At 69.4% G+C, this 15,569-nt stretch carries 16 protein-coding genes; 4 read left to right on the top strand and 12 right to left on the bottom strand.

What is annotated here, in order from left to right; all coding sequences use genetic code 11:
- Window positions 1-51 precede the first annotated feature (51 nt).
- A complete protein-coding gene (locus A4R44_RS11460; protein WP_067579077.1) occupies window positions 52-657 on the top strand; it encodes a TetR/AcrR family transcriptional regulator in 606 nt (201 codons plus the stop codon).
- Here the strand turns inward: A4R44_RS11460 and A4R44_RS48940 are convergent.
- Both A4R44_RS48940 and A4R44_RS45490 read right to left on the bottom strand, forming a co-directional pair.
- Complete coding sequence (locus A4R44_RS48940; protein ID WP_107648840.1) at window positions 654-791, bottom strand: zinc-binding dehydrogenase; 138 nt, start codon at window positions 789-791, stop codon at window positions 654-656. The genes A4R44_RS11460 and A4R44_RS48940 overlap by 4 nt on opposite strands.
- A gap of 243 nt (window positions 792-1,034) precedes the next feature.
- On the bottom strand, window positions 1,035-1,451 hold the full coding sequence (locus A4R44_RS45490; protein ID WP_232791572.1) for an alcohol dehydrogenase catalytic domain-containing protein: 417 nt from the start codon (window positions 1,449-1,451) through the stop codon (window positions 1,035-1,037).
- A 161-nt stretch (window positions 1,452-1,612) separates the two neighbouring features.
- Between A4R44_RS45490 and A4R44_RS11470 the strand changes: the two genes are divergently transcribed.
- Window positions 1,613-1,819: a hypothetical protein gene (locus A4R44_RS11470; RefSeq protein ID WP_067579081.1), complete on the top strand. Its 207-nt coding sequence runs from the start codon at window positions 1,613-1,615 to the stop codon at window positions 1,817-1,819.
- A gap of 41 nt (window positions 1,820-1,860) precedes the next feature.
- Here the strand turns inward: A4R44_RS11470 and A4R44_RS48945 are convergent, their stop codons facing one another.
- A complete protein-coding gene (locus A4R44_RS48945; protein WP_067580112.1) occupies window positions 1,861-2,865 on the bottom strand; it encodes a YafY family protein in 1,005 nt (334 codons plus the stop codon).
- 79 nt (window positions 2,866-2,944) lie between these two features.
- Here A4R44_RS48945 and A4R44_RS11480 point away from each other — a divergent pair, with 79 nt between their 5' ends.
- Window positions 2,945-3,388 (top strand): nucleoside deaminase, encoded by a 444-nt coding sequence (locus A4R44_RS11480; RefSeq protein WP_067579083.1) that lies wholly within the window; start codon window positions 2,945-2,947, stop codon window positions 3,386-3,388.
- Between the two features lies 1 nt (window position 3,389).
- Here A4R44_RS11480 and A4R44_RS11485 read toward each other — a convergent pair whose 3' ends face one another.
- Complete coding sequence (locus A4R44_RS11485; protein ID WP_067579085.1) at window positions 3,390-4,043, bottom strand: NIPSNAP family protein; 654 nt, start codon at window positions 4,041-4,043, stop codon at window positions 3,390-3,392.
- Between the two features lie 371 nt (window positions 4,044-4,414).
- On the opposite strand from A4R44_RS11485, the gene A4R44_RS11490 reads away from it, so the two are divergent.
- On the top strand, window positions 4,415-5,386 hold the full coding sequence (locus A4R44_RS11490) for a chitinase (RefSeq protein ID WP_067579087.1): 972 nt from the start codon (window positions 4,415-4,417) through the stop codon (window positions 5,384-5,386).
- A 634-nt stretch (window positions 5,387-6,020) separates the two neighbouring features.
- Here A4R44_RS11490 and A4R44_RS11495 read toward each other — a convergent pair.
- The 8 genes from A4R44_RS11495 to A4R44_RS11530 all read right to left on the bottom strand — a co-directional run bounded on the left by A4R44_RS11495 (window position 6,021) and on the right by A4R44_RS11530 (window position 15,472).
- Window positions 6,021-6,290 (bottom strand): hypothetical protein, encoded by a 270-nt coding sequence (locus A4R44_RS11495; RefSeq protein ID WP_067579089.1) that lies wholly within the window; start codon window positions 6,288-6,290, stop codon window positions 6,021-6,023.
- A gap of 102 nt (window positions 6,291-6,392) precedes the next feature.
- Window positions 6,393-6,998: a TetR/AcrR family transcriptional regulator gene (locus A4R44_RS11500; RefSeq protein WP_067579092.1), complete on the bottom strand. Its 606-nt coding sequence runs from the start codon at window positions 6,996-6,998 to the stop codon at window positions 6,393-6,395.
- A 124-nt stretch (window positions 6,999-7,122) separates the two neighbouring features.
- Window positions 7,123-8,289, bottom strand: coding sequence for an acyl-CoA dehydrogenase family protein (locus A4R44_RS11505; protein ID WP_095213283.1), 1,167 nt, complete (start codon window positions 8,287-8,289; stop codon window positions 7,123-7,125).
- On the bottom strand, window positions 8,286-10,238 hold the full coding sequence (locus A4R44_RS11510) for a biotin carboxylase N-terminal domain-containing protein (protein WP_067579094.1): 1,953 nt from the start codon (window positions 10,236-10,238) through the stop codon (window positions 8,286-8,288). The genes A4R44_RS11505 and A4R44_RS11510 overlap by 4 nt, the downstream gene beginning before the upstream one ends.
- A 5-nt stretch (window positions 10,239-10,243) precedes the next feature.
- Window positions 10,244-11,845 carry an acyl-CoA carboxylase subunit beta gene (locus A4R44_RS11515; RefSeq protein ID WP_067579096.1) on the bottom strand — a complete coding sequence of 534 codons (1,602 nt, stop codon included), beginning with the start codon at window positions 11,843-11,845 and terminating at the stop codon, window positions 10,244-10,246.
- Complete coding sequence (locus A4R44_RS11520; RefSeq protein ID WP_067579098.1) at window positions 11,842-12,993, bottom strand: acyl-CoA dehydrogenase family protein; 1,152 nt, start codon at window positions 12,991-12,993, stop codon at window positions 11,842-11,844. The genes A4R44_RS11515 and A4R44_RS11520 overlap by 4 nt, the downstream gene beginning before the upstream one ends.
- Window positions 12,990-14,684 carry an acyclic terpene utilization AtuA family protein gene (locus A4R44_RS11525; protein WP_067579100.1) on the bottom strand — a complete coding sequence of 565 codons (1,695 nt, stop codon included), beginning with the start codon at window positions 14,682-14,684 and terminating at the stop codon, window positions 12,990-12,992. The genes A4R44_RS11520 and A4R44_RS11525 overlap by 4 nt, the downstream gene beginning before the upstream one ends.
- Window positions 14,681-15,472, bottom strand: a complete 792-nt coding sequence (locus A4R44_RS11530; RefSeq protein ID WP_067579102.1) for a TIGR03084 family metal-binding protein — start codon at window positions 15,470-15,472, stop codon at window positions 14,681-14,683. Before A4R44_RS11530 ends, A4R44_RS11525 begins: the two co-directional genes overlap by 4 nt.
- Window positions 15,473-15,569 lie beyond the last annotated feature (97 nt).

Here is a 15,569-nt window from a genome sequence, read left to right on the forward strand (position 1 = left end):
GCCCGACGGGCGGACTCACCGGCCGGCGCGGGACTAGAGGAGGATCGCCGGATGACCACGCTCTCGGCCGACCTGTGGCCCGACGTGCAGCCTGAGACCGCGCGCCGGCTGATGCTCGCCGGGGTGGAGTCGTTCGCCGAGCGCGGCTACCACGCCACCACCACGCGGGACATCGCCGGCGCGGCGGGGATGAGCCCGGCCGCACTGTACGTGCACTTCCCGTCCAAGGCCGCGCTGCTTTTCGCGATCAGCCGCAACGGTCACGAGCAGACGCTCGCCCTCGTCGAGGACGTCCTCGGGCGCGTCACCGGCCCGATGGAGCGGATGCGGTTGCTCGTCGAGGATTTCGTCGCCTGGCACGCGCGGCGGCACACCGTCGCGCGGGTCGTGCAGTACGAGCTGAATGCGTTGCCGGAGAAGGAATACCAGATCGTCGCGCAGCTTCGGCGGAAGATCGAGCAGCGCGTGCGCGAGGTGATCGCCGACGGGGTCGAGTCCGGCGCGTTCACCGTCGGCGACGTCGGGATCGCGGCGCGCGCGGTGCTGTCGCTGGGCGTCGACGTCGCGCGCTGGTACAGCGAACGGACCCGGCAGACGCCCGCCGAACTCGGCAAGGAGTACGGCGAACTCGTCCTCCGCATGCTCGGCGCGAGTTAGACCGCCAGCACCAGCTTGCCCCGAGCCTGCCGCGGCTGGCTCAGTTCGAGCGCGGCCCGCCCGTCGTCCAGCGGAAAGACCCGGGACACCGGAATCGAAAACCGTCCTTCCGCCGCGGCGAGCTCGCCGGGAATGTCGTAGCGCGGCTGAGCGCCCGAACTGACAAATGGTCCGGACCCGGGCTAGTCCGAGCCGAGGTCGGGCGTCAGCATGACCGTGCGGACGAGTTCGGCCACCTTGCCGCTGAACGGTGTCGCGGCCAGCACGCGATCGACCGGCCAGCGCCGTCACGCGTTCGGCGATTCCGTCCCGGTAGCCGGTGACTTCCGCACCGGCCGAGCGAAGCGCAGCGGCGTGCGTTTCGCCCGCGGTGACGATCACACGCGCCCCGCGCAGGAGCGCGATCTGTGCCGCGGCGAACCCGATGGTGGTGCACGAGCAAGGTGCCGGAGCCGAGTGCGTTCAGTGCCGCGTAAGCCGTTCCGACTGTCATCGGCAAAGCCGCTGCGTGCGTCCGGCCGGGGGAACCACGTGTCGGGCAGCGCCTGCTCAGACGCCCCGGTGAACGGCGCGGTGCCGAAAACCGGGTCGCCGACCTCGACTCCAGTCACGCCTTCGCCGCGCGCGTCGACCGTGCCGGACACCTCCAGGCCGATCCCCCGCGGCAGGTCACCGGCGAACAGGCCCTCGCACAACGCCCAGTCCGCCGGGTTCACGCCGCATGCCTGGACCGCAGTGCCGTAGGGTGCGCATCTGGCTGTCTCCTCGTGAGTGATGACAGCATCTGCTGTCATCACTCTGGCCGCGTAGCGCGATGGGAGGGCAACACCCGGAACCGGCTCAAGCAGGCCGCGCTGGCGTTGTTCGAGGAACAGAGCTACGACAGTCGCGCAGATCGCACAGCGCGCACCTCGTCGAGCCGTCGTTCTACCGCTGGTTCGCGGACAAGCGGGAAGTGCTGTTCGGCGGCGGCCAGCACCTGGAAACCGAATTCGTCACCGCGATCGGCGCCGTCCCGCCCGCGCTGCCAACGCTGCTGGCCGCCTTCGCCGCCGCGCGTATTCCGTCCACGCGAATTCCTGCTGCGCCGAGCGACGGTGATCGCGGCCAATCCGGGGCATTGACCCCGAAACAGCCCGGCTGCCCACCGAACGCTGAATGACTGAGGAACACCGTGCCGGCAGCGGTTTTCCCGAGGCACGGTCAGCTGCCGCGGCGGATTTGCTCGCCGTCGCCACCGGCGGAATTCCGGCCTGACGTCGCCCGCGCGAATCGTTCCGCGATGTGCGCCAGCCGGTCCAGCAATTCCGGTGGCGCGTCCTCCACCACGAAGTCGAATTCCCACTGCGCCAGGTAGAACGGAATGTAGTCGAAGGTTTTCGCACCGGTGCGCAACCGGCAGGTTTCGTCGTCGATCGGCTCGATCACCGCAGTTGTCGGGGCAACCCGCGCCGCCAGCGCTTCCGCCGGAGCCGACACGCGCAGCGTCACGATGTGCGGATACGGCGCGGTCGCGATCCGGCTCGACACATAAGCGGCCAGGTCTTCGGCCGGCGGTTCCCTTGGCGTGAAACGGAAACTCGGCGTCGGAAGACCGTCGATGCGGTCCAGCCGGAAGGTGCGCCAGTCGTCGCGGCCGAGGTCCCACGCGACAAGGTACCAGCGCCAGCCGGTGTGTACGAGCCGCAACGGTTCCACGTCGCGCTCGGCCACGTCGCCCGCCTGAGTGCCGTAGGTGAACCGCAGCCGTTCGTTGTCCCGGCAGGCCGCGGCCACCACGGTGAGCAGCTCCGCGTCGATCATCGGCCCGCGTCCCGGCATCCGGACCAGCGCCGAGTCCATCGCCCGCACCCGGTGCCGCAGCCGCGCGGGCAGCACCTGTTCGAGCTTCGCCAACGCCCGCACGGACGTCTCCTCGATGCCCGACACGGTGCCGTTCGCCGCCGTGCGCAGGCCGACCGCCACCGCGACCGCCTCGTCGTCGTCCAGCAGCAGCGGCGGGAGCGCCGCGCCGGAGCCCAGCCGGTACCCGCCCGCGGCCCCGGGCGTCGCGTGCACCGGATAGCCGAGCTGCCGCAGCCGTTCGATGTCGCGGCGGATCGTCCGGATGTCGACCCCCAGCCGGCCCGCGAGGTCCGGACCAGGCCAGTCGCGGCGCGCCTGCAGCAGCGAGAGCAGGCGCAACAGGCGTTCGGAGGTTCCGTACATGCCGAGCACTCTGCCACGCTTCGCGGACAGCTCCGGCCCTCGATCGCCGGGACCTCGCCGCGCCGTGCGAAAGTGACGCATGCTCGACGACCTGCTCGCTGTCGCCCGCGAAGAGGCGGAAGCCGGAAAAGCCGAGGGCGGCGTGCCGATCGGCGCGGCCCTGTTCGACCGCGACGGGAAGCTGCTCGGCCGCGGCCACAACCGCCGCGTCCAGGACGGCGACCCGTCCCTGCACGCCGAAACCGCCGCGTTCCGCGCCGCAGGCCGCCGCCCGCACTACCGCGACACGATCATGGTCACCACGCTGTCGCCGTGCTGGTATTGCAGCGGGCTGGTCCGGCAATTCGGCATCCCGCACGTGGTGATCGGCGAATCCCGCACCTTCACCGGCGGCCACGGCTGGCTCGCCGAACACGGCGTCCGCGTCGACCTGCTCGACGACCCCGCCTGCGTCGCCCTGATGACGGAATTCATCGAACGGGCACCGGCCCTGTGGTTCGAAGACATCGGCGAACCGACGTAACTCAAGCCAGCGGCGAAAACTCCGTCGGCAGCGCGATGATCGAGTCCGCGTCGAGAATCTCCTCCGGCGCACCCGGCGGCGGCCACATTCCCTTCGCGTAGAGGTCCCGGCGAATCGCGAGCCGTTCGTCCAGGCTCGCGAACGGCCAGATCTGGATGATCCGGTCCGGCCCGTCGAGCGCGTACATCACCACAGTCAGCGGATCGAGCACATGCCGCGCGGGCAAGGCTTCGCGCCAGCCGCCGATCGTCGCGGTCAGCCCGCCCGGACGGAGGTGGTAGTCGCGGATCTCGTACACCGAACCGTACTTTCCCGGCCGCACCGGCGGAACGAACGGGAACGGCGCGAAACTCCGCAGCGACAGATCTGTCAAATAGTCGCCGCCGAACGGCTTACGGCTGCGGCGGGCCCGCATCCGTTCCTCGTCCAGCGCTTGCTGATTCTCGAATCCGCGCAGCACGACCAGCCTGCCGAGCGGGCCGTTCTCCGTCTGCCAGCAGCCGAGCAGTTCGCCGTGCCCCTCGACCCACGGCAGCACGCCCTCGGCGGCTTTCGGCCCGTCGAGCAGCTGGAACGACAGGATCGCCAGCTCGTACCGGACAGCCTGCTGCTCCGGGGCGACGTCGGCTCCGCTGATCCGGACCGGTTCGGTCATGACGCTCCCGTTCGTTCGAGGATCGGCCGCTCCGGGGGCGCCGACGACCGGGGAGCCATTCCAGCGTGACACAGCGGTCCGGCGGCGCACGCCGGACGGTTTCGCGCCCGCGTCGTTTGCCCTCCCGTCCCCGCACGGCTTCCCGATAGTCCCGCTCACCGGCACTCCCGAATATCCCCGGCGACCTCGACACCCTCAGTGAGGTTTTTTCCCACTCCCGCCCCTGTCTTGACACATCTCAATGGTCTAGTCCATTGTGACTGCGCACACACTCCCCCGAGTGCCTGCGGGGCGCCGCCGCCACGTCCGGCTTCGCCAGGTGCTCCGATGACGCGTGCCGCCGGGTGCGCGTTTCCCCCGTTGGAGGACCCATGAAATCCTTGCGCCGCACCACTTCCCGCCGGAAGCTCGCCGGACGGCTCGGCGTACTGGCGCTCGCCGCCGGTGCCGCTTTGTCCACCGCGACCGGCACCGCCGCAGCCGCGGGAGACCCGGTACTCGCGGCGCCGTATCTGTACCAATGGGGCGGCCAGAGCGATCCGTCCGCCGCGATGGACGCGACCGGCGTCAGCGCGTTCACCCTCGCGTTCATGCTTTCCGGCGGCGGCTGCACACCCGCCTGGGACGGCAACCGCCCGCTCGACGGGACCGACTCCGCGATGATCCAGAAGATCCGCTCCGCGGGCGGCGACGTGATCCCGTCGTTCGGCGGCTGGCAGGGCAACAAACTGGGCCCGAACTGCGGGTCGCCGGAGGAACTGGCCGGCGCGTACCAGCAGGTGATCGACGCCTACGACCTCAAGGCGATCGACCTCGACATCGAGAACACCGACGAGTTCGAGAACGCGGCCGTGCAGGACCGGATCCTCGGCGCGGTCAAGATCGTCAAGGAGAAGAACCCGAACGTACGGGTCGTGATCACCATGGGCACCACGCCGCAGGGCCCGAACGACTGGGGCAAGCGGCTGCTCGCGCAGGCGAAGGCGCTGGGCGCGGACGTCGACGTGTGGTCGCTGATGCCGTTCGACTTCTCCGACGGCGGCGACATGGTCGCGATGACGAAATCCGCGGTGGACGGCCTGGTCGGGGAACTGAAGTCGACGTTCGGCTGGGACGACGCGACCGCCTACCGCCGCGCCGGGCTGTCGTCGATGAACGGCAAGACCGACCGGGCGGGCGAGGTCGTGTCCGTCGCGGACTTCACCGCGATCCGCGACTGGGCCGCGGAACACCACCTTGGCCGCGTCACGTTCTGGGCGACGAACCGGGACTGCGGCGGCTGCAGCGGGATCGACCAGGAGAACTACGCGTTCACGAAGGTGGTGGCCGGGTACAACGGCTGATCCTTGGGCGGACTGGCGGCGGTTCGGCCGGTCTCGGAGCGAGCAGGCAGCGACTCGGCCGGTCTCGGAGCGGACCGGCGGTGATTTGGCCAGTCTTCGAGGTGAGCAGGCAGTTGGTTCGGCCGGTCTCGAAGTGAACTGACAGCGGTCCGACCGGTCTCGGAGCGGACCGGCGGTGATTTGGCCAGTCTTCGAGGTGAGCAGGCAGTTGGTTCGGCCGGTCTCGGAGCGAGCAGGCAGCGGCTCGACCAGTCTCGGAGCGAGCTGGCAGCGGCTCGAACCAGCCTCCAGAGTGGGCTGGCAGCGGTTCGGCCAGCCTCACCGCGGACCAGCAGCGGTTCCGCCGAGCCGAGTCCGGCTGGCAGCAGTTCGGCCAGCTTGGCCGAGGTGGCGGCAGTCCGGCTGGCCGGAGCCAAGTTGCCAGCGGTCCGGCTGAACGAATCAGCCACCGCCCGGCTGAACCTCGCGCGCCTGCCGACCGACGTCTGGATGGACTGAACCATCCGTCTCACGAGAGGCGCGCCCGCCCGTCATCCGGCTGCCGGAACACGGCGACGGGGACCTTCCCGCCCGGGAGGTCCCCGTTCCGCCGCCCGTCACACTATGTGCACGCATTAGGCCGAACGAGTGAAGATCAGGCCGCAGCCGTCACCGACAGCGCGGCCACGCCAGCCTCGGTCAGCTCGGCGGGAACCCGGCCGACGGCAGCGGAGCCCGTGCCCGGACGGACGTAGCCGCCCTTGGCGAGCGCGTGCGCGGTCATCTGGTCGCAGCAAGCGAAACCGTCGACGAACAGGTCGGGCTCACAGCTGGTGGACATCTCCGCGCGCTGCTGCGCGACCGCCTTGAGCATGGCCATCGCGCGATGGGTCAGCTCGACGGTCGCCCCTTCTGCACCGAACACCGGGATCGCCTTCTTCCTCGTGGGCTACTTACTCAACGTTATCGCCCGTTGGGCCGAATGTGTTAACAACCACACTGTAGCAATTCGGGAATGTGCCGAGGACTAGACCTGTTCAGTTCCCGCCAGGCGGGATTCGAGCGTCCGGGCCCACTCGCGCACGATCTGCTCGCGGCGGCGGGTGTCGTCGGTGAGCAGGTTGGCGAGGCCGAGCCCGCGCCCGAGGTCGAGGGTGGCCTGGACCAGTTCGCGCACGCCCGGCTGTGCCTCGTCGACCCCGAGCAGCTCGACCGCGACCCGGTGCGCCTCCCGACCGACGCGCGCCTCCAGCGGCACGAGCACGTCGCGCAACTGCTCGTCCGTCGACGCGACGGCCCACAGCTGCAACGCGGCACGGAACATCGGCCCGGTGTAGAGGGTCAGCAGCATCTCGACGACCCACTCGATCCGCGACGACCCGCCCGGCGACCCGGCCGCGCGCGTGCGCAGTTCGTCCAGCTGAGCCTCGCCGAGCAGCTCGACCGCCGCGGCGACCAGCGATTCCCGGGTCGGGAAGTGGTGCTGCGCGGCGCCTCGGGAAACCCCGGCCCGCTCCGCGATGACCGCGACGGTCACCCCGTGCCAGCCCCGCTCCCCGATGCAGTCCATCGCGGCTTCGATCAGCCGCCGCCGGGTGGTGCGGCTGCGTTCTTGTTGCGGTTCGCGGAGCATCAGGCCGCACCTGCCCCAGCCAGCCCGCTCCCGTAAAAGTCCGTGAGGGGGACCCTGCGGGAATCTGATTCCCTCAGGGCAACCCTCACGCACCTCCGATCAGGCCTCATGGCGTCACCGCTGCTCAGTACGACTTCGGCAGCCCAAGGCTGTGCTGCCCCACGAAATTCAGCACCATCTCGCGGCTCACCGGCGCGATCCGGCCCAGCCGCACGGCCGTCACCAGGCTTCCCAGGCCGTATTCGGTTGCCAAACCGTTTCCGCCGTGGGTTTGCACTGCCTGGTCGACCGCCCGGATCGCGACCTCCGCCGCCGCGTATTTCGCCATGTTCGCCGACTCCCCGGAGGCGAAATCATCGCCCGCGTCGTACCGCGAGGCGGCCTTCTGAGTCATCAGTTTCGCCAGCTCAAGCTCGATTTTCACCTGCGCGAGCGGATGCGCCAGCCCCTGGTGCGACCCGATCGGCGCGCCCCACACCCGCCGTTCGTTGGCGTAGCCGACCGCCTTGTCCAGGGCGTACCTCGCGGTGCCCAGCGAGAACGACGCGCCCATGATGCGTTCCGGGTTCAGGCCCGCGAACAGCTGCGCGATCGCCGCGTCCTCCTCGCCCACCAGGGCTTCCGCGGGCAGCCGCACGTCGTCCAGGAACAACGAGAACTGGTTTTCCGGCGCGACGATGTCCATGTCGATTTTCGTGAACTCGAACCCGGGCGTGTCCGTCGGCACCACGAACAGCGCCGGCTTCAGGCGTCCGGTCTTCGCGTCCTCGGTGCGGCCGACGACGAGCACCGCGTCCGCCTCGTCGACGCCCGAGATGTATACCTTGCGCCCGGACAACACCCAGTCGCCGCCGTCTCGGCGGGCGGTCGTCGTGATCTTGTGCGAGTTGGATCCGGCGTCCGGTTCGGTGATCGCGAAGACGATCTTCTTGCTGCCGTCCGCGATTCCCGGCAGCCACTGCTTCTTCTGGTCCGGCGTGCCGAAGCGCGACAGCACCGTTCCGACGATCGCCGGCGACACCACCATCAGCAGCAGCGGCGAGCCCGCGGCCGCGAATTCCTCCAGCACCGCGGCGAGATCGGCGATCCCGGCTCCCCCGCCGCCGTACTCCTCCGGCAGGTTCACGCCAAGGTAGCCGAGCCGTCCGGCTTCGTTCCACAGCTCGTCGGTCTTCTCGCCCGCGCGAGCCTTCTTCGCGTAATACTCGTGTCCGTACTTGCCCGCCAGGTCGGCCGCGGCCTTCCGCAGCGCCACCCGCTCCTCGGGCTCGACGAAGTTCATCGCGTTCATTCGGTTTCTCCCACCACAGCCAGCACCGCGCCTACCTCGACCTGCTGCCCGGCCTCGACCGGCAGTTCGGCGACCACGCCGTCCGCCGGGGCCGAGATCCGGTGTTCCATCTTCATCGCTTCCAGCCACAGCAACGGATCGCCCGCCCGCACACTGTCCCCCGCGGACACCGCGAGCCGCACGACCGTGCCCGGCATCGGCGCGAGCAGGGAGCCCGCCGCCAGTGCCGAATCCGGATCGGCGAACCGCGGCTCGGCGGTCAGTGCGACCGAACCCAGCGGCGAATCCACATAGGACACCGAACCATACCGGGCGACCGCGAAGGTCCGGCGCACTCCGGCGATGTCGAGGACCACTTGTTCCGGCGTAGCGGCGACCAAGACGACGTCGTCGTAGCCCTCGGCACGCAGCCCGTCGCGAGCCAGCGAATAGACGACCTCGTAACGGTTGTCTCCCTTGGCGAATACCTTGCGTTGACCGGCGGAGCGGACGTTGCGCCAGCCGCTGGGCAGTCGTCCCAGGGTGGTCGCGGAAGCCCGGTTTCCGGCGGCATCGGCCAGTGCGGCAGCCAGTGCGGACCAGCGTTCGGCGTCCGCCGTGGCCAGGGGAGCGGCCAAAATGTCCAGTCCGTGCCGGTCGAAGAACGCGGTATCCGTTTCTCCGGCGAGGAAAGCTTCGTGGCGCAGGATCCGGACCAGCAGATCGCGGTTGGTCACCACGCCGTGGATCTTCGCGCAGGCCAACGCACCGGCGAGCCGGCGCGCGGCTTCCGCCCGCGTCGGCGCCCATGTGATGACCTTCGCCAGCATCGGGTCGTAGTGCACGCCGATCACCGAGCCGGATTCCACGCCGGAGTCCAGGCGCAGTCCGGAACCGTGGGTGAACTCGCGGTCCACTCCGGACACTTCGAAGGTGTGCAGCGTTCCGCTCTGCGGCTGCCATCCGGCCGACGGGTCTTCCGCGTACAGGCGAACTTCGATCGAATGTCCGTTGGCAGCAGGCGGTTCGGCGGGCAACCGAGCACCTTCGGCCACCGAAAGCTGCAACGCCACCAGATCCAGTCCGGTGACGTTCTCGGTCACCGGATGCTCGACCTGCAGCCGCGTGTTCATCTCCAGGAAGTAGAACCGGCCGTCCGGGCCGGCCAGGAATTCGACGGTTCCCGCGCCGACGTAGTCGATCGCCTGCGCGGCCTTGCGCGCCGCGTCGAACAACTCGGCCCGCATGGCATCGTCCACAACGGGCGACGGCGCTTCCTCGACCACCTTCTGGTGCCGCCGCTGGATGGAGCACTCCCGCTCCCCCACCGCCCAGACGGTGCCGTGCGAGTCGGCGAGCACCTGGACCTCGATGTGCCGTCCGGTTTCGAGGTACCGCTCGCAGAACACCGTCGGGTCGCCGAACGCCGATCCCGCTTCCGCGCGAGCGCTCTCGACCGCCTCGGCCAGTTCGTCCAGCGAGCGGACCACGCGCATGCCGCGACCGCCGCCCCCGGCGGAAGCCTTGACCAGCAACGGAAGATCCGCCCCGGTCACTGATGCCGGGTCCAATTCGGACAACACCGGAACCCCGGCGGCGGCCATCAGGCGTTTCGACTCCACTTTGGAGCCCATGGTCTCGATCGCCGCGGGCGGCGGGCCGATCCAGGTCAGCCCGGCGTCGAGCACCGCGCGGGCGAAACCGGCGTTCTCGGACAGGAAGCCGTACCCGGGATGGACCGCGTCGGCGCCGGTGTCCGCCGCGGCTTTGACGATCAGTTCGCCGCGCAGATACGTCTCGCCCGGCGCGTTGCCCGGCAGCCGGACGGCGACGTCGGCTTCCCGCGCGTGCGGCGCTCCGGCGTCCGCGTCGGAGAACACCGCGACTGTGCCGATTCCGGCGTCCCGGCAGCTGCGGAACACGCGACGGGCGATTTCGCCCCGGTTGGCGACCAGCAGATTCTGGATCATGGCCCTCACATCCGGAAGACGCCGAAGCCGCCTTCGACGCCGTTGACTGGTCCGTTGTGGATCGCCGACAGGCTCAGCCCGAGCACCGTGCGGGTGTCGCGCGGGTCGATGATGCCGTCGTCGTAAAGCATGCCGGAGAGGAACATCGGCATCGATTCCGCCTCGATCTGGTTTTCCACCATGGCGCGCATCGCGGCGTCGTTTTCCTCGCTGTATTCCTGGCCCCGGCTCGCCGCCGCGGCACGGGCCACAATGGACAGCACACCGGCCAGCTGCGCCGGCCCCATCACCGCGGATTTCGCGCTCGGCCATGCGAACAGGAACCGCGGATCGTAGGCCCGGCCGCACATCCCGTAGTGCCCGGCCCCGTAGGACGCTCCCATGAGGACGGACAGATGCGGCACCTTCGAGTTCGAGACCGCGTTGATCATCAGCGCGCCGTGCTTGATGATGCCGCTCTGCTCGTATTCCTTGCCGACCATGTAACCGGTCGTGTTGTGCAGGAACACCAGCGGCGTGTCGATCTGGTTGGCCAGCTGGATGAACTGCGCGGCCTTCTGCGATTCCTCGCCGAACAGCACGCCTTGGGCGTTGGCCAGGATTCCCACCGGGTACCCGTGGATGTCCGCCCAGCCGGTGACCAGGCTCGGCCCGTACAGCGGCTTGAACTCGTCGAAGTCCGAACCGTCCACGACCCGCGCGATCACCTCGCGCGGGTCGAACGGGATCTTCAAGTCGGCCGGCACGATGCCGAGCAGGTCTTCGGCGTCGAACAGCGGCTCGGCGTAGCCCGGTTTGGGGGCCGGACCCTGCTTGGTCCAGTTGAGCCGCTTGATGATGCCGCGGCCGAGCCGGATCGCGTCCTCCTCGTCGACCGCGAGGTAGTCGGCGAGCCCGGACGTCCGCGCGTGCATTTCCGCGCCGCCGAGGGATTCGTCGTCGGATTCCTCGCCGGTCGCCATCTTGACCAGCGGCGGTCCGCCGAGGAACACCTTCGCGCGTTCCTTCACCATCACGACGTAGTCGGACATGCCCGGCAGATACGCGCCGCCCGCGGTGGAGTTGCCGAACACCAGCGCGACGGTCGGCACCTTCGCCGCCGAGGACCTCGTCAGATCGCGGAAGACGCGGCCGCCGGGAATGAAGATTTCCTTCTGCGTCGGAAGATCCGCGCCGCCGGACTCGACCAGGTTGATCACCGGGAGCCGGTTCTGCGCCGCGATGTCCGCCGCCCGGAACGACTTCTTGGTCGTCCACGGATTGCTCGCACCGCCCTTGACCGTCGGGTCGCTCGCCGAGATCAGGCATTCGACCCCTTCCACGACACCGATCCCGGTGATCACGCTCGCGCCGACCTTGTAGTCCGAACCCCACGCGGCCAGCGGCGACAATTCCAGGAACGGCGAATCCTCGTCCAGCAGCAATTCGATCCGCTCGCGCGCCAGCAGCTTCCCGCGCTTGCGGTGGCGTTCGACGTACTTTTCCCCGCCGCCGGCGACCGCCTTGGCCTGTTCGGCGTCGATCTCCGCGAGCTTGTCCAGCATCGCCTCGCGGTTCGCGGCGAACTCGTCGGCGCGGGTGTCCACTGTGGACCTGATAGTGGTCATGCGGTGTATCCCAATCGCTTCGCGGCCAGTCCGGTCAGGATTTCGGTGGTGCCGCCGCCGATGCCGAGAATGCGGACGTCGCGGTAGTGCCGTTCCACTTCGGACTCGCGCATGTAGCCGAGCCCGCCGTGCAGCTGCACCGCCTCGTTCACGACCCATTCGGCGGCCCGCACCGCGGTGTTCTTCGCGAAGCACGCCTCGGCGATCACTTCTTCGCCGGACACGTGCCGGAGCGCGACCTGCCGGGCGTACGTCCGCGCGACGTCCACCTTGCAGGCCATCTCGGTGAGCTTGTGCTGCACCAGCTGCCGCGAGATCAGCGGACGCCCGAACGTCTCGCGCATCCGGCACCAGTCCAGCGTCAAATCCAGTGCCCGCTGCGCGTGCGCATACGCTTGCACCGCCAGCGATAGCCGTTCGGTCACGAACTGAGTGGCCACTTGGGCGAACCCGCTGTTTTCCGCGCCGACCAAGTTCTCCGCCGGAACCCGGGCGTCCACATAAGACAGTTCGGCGGTATCCGAAGCCGCCCAGCCCATCTTTTCCAGCTTGCGCGACACGATGAACCCCGGCGTCCCGCGCTCGACCACGATCAGCGAAAGGCCGTGCGCACCCGCTTCGCCGGTCCGGACCACTGTGGTCACGAAGTCCGCGCGGCACCCGGAGGTGATGAACGTCTTGGCCCCGTTGAGCACATACTCGTCGCCCTCGCGCACCGCAGTGGTGCGAATCCCGGCGACGTCGGAACCGCCGTCCGGTTCGGTGACCGCCAGCGAGCCGATCTTCTCGCCTTCGAGCGTCGGCCGCACCCAGCGTTCGAGCTGCACCGGATCGCCGGCCTCGACGATGTGCGGCACCGCGATCCCGCAGGTGAACAACGACGCGAACAGCCCGCCGGACCCGCCCGCGTAGTGCATTTCCTCGGCGACGACGAGCGCGTCGAGGTAATTGCCGTCGCCGCCGCCCGCGGATTCGGGGAACGCGACCCCGAGCAGGCCCAGCCGCCCCGCCTTGCGATGCAGGTCGCGCGGGAGTTCCCCGGCCCGCTCCCAGTCGTCCAGGTGCGGCAGCACATCCTTCTCCACAAACCGGCGCACCGTCGCGCGCAGTTCGGTGCGTTCGGGCGTGCGGAACGGATCCACGGTCACAGCAGCGCCTCCGGGACGTCGAGTTCGCGCGCCCGCAGCCACTCGCCGAGCGCCTTCGCCTGAGGATCGAACCTGGCCTGCGAAGCGACGCCGTCGCCAAGAATGCCCTCGACCACGAAGTTCATCGCCCACAGGTTCGGCAGCAGATGCCGGGTGACCGGCAGTCCTTCGGTTTCCGGCAGCAGACGGCGGAATTCCCCGACCGTCAGCCGGTGCACGAGCCAGCGCCACGCTTCCTCGGACCGCACCCACACGCCGAGGTTCGCGTTGCCGCCCTTGTCGCCGCTGCGCGCCCCGGCGACGAGCCCGAGCGGCACCCGGCGCACCTTGTCCGTCTGCAACGGTTCCGGCAGCGCCGGTTCATCCGCTTCGGACAGTTCACCTGTCTCGGAAGCCGGCGCGATGTCCACCTTGGACCCGTCCGGCAGCACCGCGACGTGCGGAACCGCGGCAGCGTCCACAAAGGCCGCCGAATACACCCCGAACAGCGAAGCCTCCGAAGGCGGCGCGGTCACATGGAATCCCGGGTAGCTCGCGAGCGCCAGCTCGATCGCCGCTCCGCTGAACGCGCGGCCAGCGATCTTCGGATCGTCGTCCTTTACTGCGACGTGCAGCAGCGCGCTGGCGCGTTCCTCGGTGTCGGCGTCCGCGTGATCAGTGCGCGCGAGTGTCCACCGGACCTCGGCCGGCGGACGCTTCGCCAGTGCGCCTTCCAGCTGTTCCCTTACCAGCGCGGCTTTTTCCTCGATATCCAGTCCGGTAAGGACGAACGTCGTCTCGTTCCGGAAGCCGCCGAGCCGGTTGAGACACACCTTCAACGTCGGCGGCGGCGCTTCCCCGCGAACCCCGCTGATCCGCACCCGGTCCGGCCCGTCGTCCGACAGCGACAGTGTGTCGAACCGCGCCGTCACATCAGGATTCGCATACCGCGCACCGGTGATTTCGTACAACAGCTGCGCCGTAACGGTTCCTTTGTTGACCACGCCACCGGTGTCCGGGTGCTTCGTGATCACGCTGGACCCGTCCGCGTGGATTTCCGCGATCGGGAATCCCGGCACGCCGATCGGCTGGTCCCGGAAGAACGAGTAGTTGCCGCCGGTCGCCTGCGCACCGCATTCGATGACGTGGCCCGCCACGACCGCTCCGGCGAGCGCGTCGTAGTCGTCGCGGGCCCAGCCGAAGTGCGCCGCCGCCGGTCCGACGATCACCGACGCGTCCGTGACGCGCCCGGTCACCACGATGTCGGCACCGGCCTCAAGACACTCCGCGATGCCCCACGCGCCGAGATATGCGTTGGCAGTCAACGGTTTCCCGAAGCCGAACTCCTCGGCGCGCGCGATCAGGTCGTCGCCTTCGACGTGCGCCACGCTGACCTCGAGACCGAGCTTCGCGGCCAATTCGCGCAACGCGCCGGCCAGCCCGGCCGGGTTGAGCCCGCCCGCGTTCGCGACGATCCGGACGCCCTTGTCCTTCGCCAGGCCGAGGTTCTCCTCCATCTGCCGGAGGAACGTCTTGGCGTAGCCGCGCGCCGGATCCTTCATCCGGTCGCGGCCGAGGATGAGCATGGTCAGCTCGGCGAGGTAGTCGCCAGTCAGGACGTCGAGCGGGCCGCCGGTCAGCATTTCCCGCACGGCGGAGAACCGGTCGCCGTAAAACCCGGACGCGTTCCCGACGCGCAACGGCGCGCTCACGCGAACTGCCCCGGCTCGCGGCCCGCCCCGGGCGGCCCGGCGAACGCCTGCGCGATGCCCAGCCATTCCTCGACATCCGCGCCGGTCGCGACGAGATCAGTGTCCGCCGGATGCCGCCGCTGCGTCGCGACCAGGCAGAAGTCGAGCGCGCTGCCGGTCAGCCGCTGCTCCGCGTCCTCCGGCCCGAACGCCCAGGTGCTGCCGTCCGGCGCGGTCAGCTCGACCCGGAATTCCTCGGCCGGCGGCGCGAGCGAGTGAAGCTTGTACGCGAAATCGCGCGTGCGCGTGCCGAACCGGGCGATGTGCCACAGCCGTTCGGTGGGCTCGCGCGTGATGCCGAGCGCGTCAGCGATGTCCTGGCCGTGCGCCCAGTTTTCCATCATCCGCGCGGTCGCCATGGACGCCGCGCTCATCGGCGGGCCGTACCACGGCAGCTTCTGCCCGTCCGGCACCGCCGCGAGCGCCTCAGCGAGCGCGGCCCGGCCCGCGCGCCACTGCGCCAGCAACTCGTCAGGAGGCAGCTGCGCCCCGTCCTCGGCACCCTGGTCGACGTAGTTTTCGCCGATGCTCAACAGGTTTTCGACCTCGGACTGCCAGTCCTCCGGCCGGCTCGCGGAGATCAGCGATTTGCCGTCGGTCCATGCCAGATGCGCGATCTGATGCGCGATGCTCCAGCCGGGCGCGGGCGTCGGCCGCGTCCACCCCTGCGCGGGCAACCCGGCGACCAGGTCGTCGACCGCCTGCGATTCGGCCGCGAGATCCCGGAGGATCCCCGCGAGATCAGCCATTCCTGCGCCTCCCTGCGTCCGCCGCACCACCTCGTGCGGACCCAGCGTGGCCCCTGGCGACAGAAAAATCAAGCGCGCCTGATTGTTTTTGCCCAGG

The organism is Amycolatopsis sp. M39 (assembly GCF_001651785.1).
Taxonomy (GTDB): Bacteria; Actinomycetota; Actinomycetes; order Mycobacteriales; family Pseudonocardiaceae; genus Amycolatopsis; species Amycolatopsis rubida.

Bases quoted from the DNA above. Each gene is read 5' to 3' on its own strand.
- A4R44_RS11460 (WP_067579077.1), top strand. From the start codon at position 52: ATGACCACGCTCTCGGCCGACCTGTGGCCCGACGTGCAGCCTGAGACC.
- A4R44_RS45490 (WP_232791572.1), bottom strand. From the start codon at position 1,451: ATGACAGCAGATGCTGTCATCACTCACGAGGAGACAGCCAGATGCGCA.
- A4R44_RS48945 (WP_067580112.1), bottom strand. From the start codon at position 2,865: ATGTACGGAACCTCCGAACGCCTGTTGCGCCTGCTCTCGCTGCTGCAG.
- A4R44_RS11480 (WP_067579083.1), top strand. From the start codon at position 2,945: ATGCTCGACGACCTGCTCGCTGTCGCCCGCGAAGAGGCGGAAGCCGGA.
- A4R44_RS11485 (WP_067579085.1), bottom strand. From the start codon at position 4,043: ATGACCGAACCGGTCCGGATCAGCGGAGCCGACGTCGCCCCGGAGCAG.
- A4R44_RS11490 (WP_067579087.1), top strand. From the start codon at position 4,415: ATGAAATCCTTGCGCCGCACCACTTCCCGCCGGAAGCTCGCCGGACGG.
- A4R44_RS11500 (WP_067579092.1), bottom strand. From the start codon at position 6,998: ATGCTCCGCGAACCGCAACAAGAACGCAGCCGCACCACCCGGCGGCGG.
- A4R44_RS11505 (WP_095213283.1), bottom strand. From the start codon at position 8,289: ATGAACGCGATGAACTTCGTCGAGCCCGAGGAGCGGGTGGCGCTGCGG.
- A4R44_RS11510 (WP_067579094.1), bottom strand. From the start codon at position 10,238: ATGATCCAGAATCTGCTGGTCGCCAACCGGGGCGAAATCGCCCGTCGC.
- A4R44_RS11515 (WP_067579096.1), bottom strand. From the start codon at position 11,845: ATGACCACTATCAGGTCCACAGTGGACACCCGCGCCGACGAGTTCGCC.
- A4R44_RS11530 (WP_067579102.1), bottom strand. From the start codon at position 15,472: ATGGCTGATCTCGCGGGGATCCTCCGGGATCTCGCGGCCGAATCGCAG.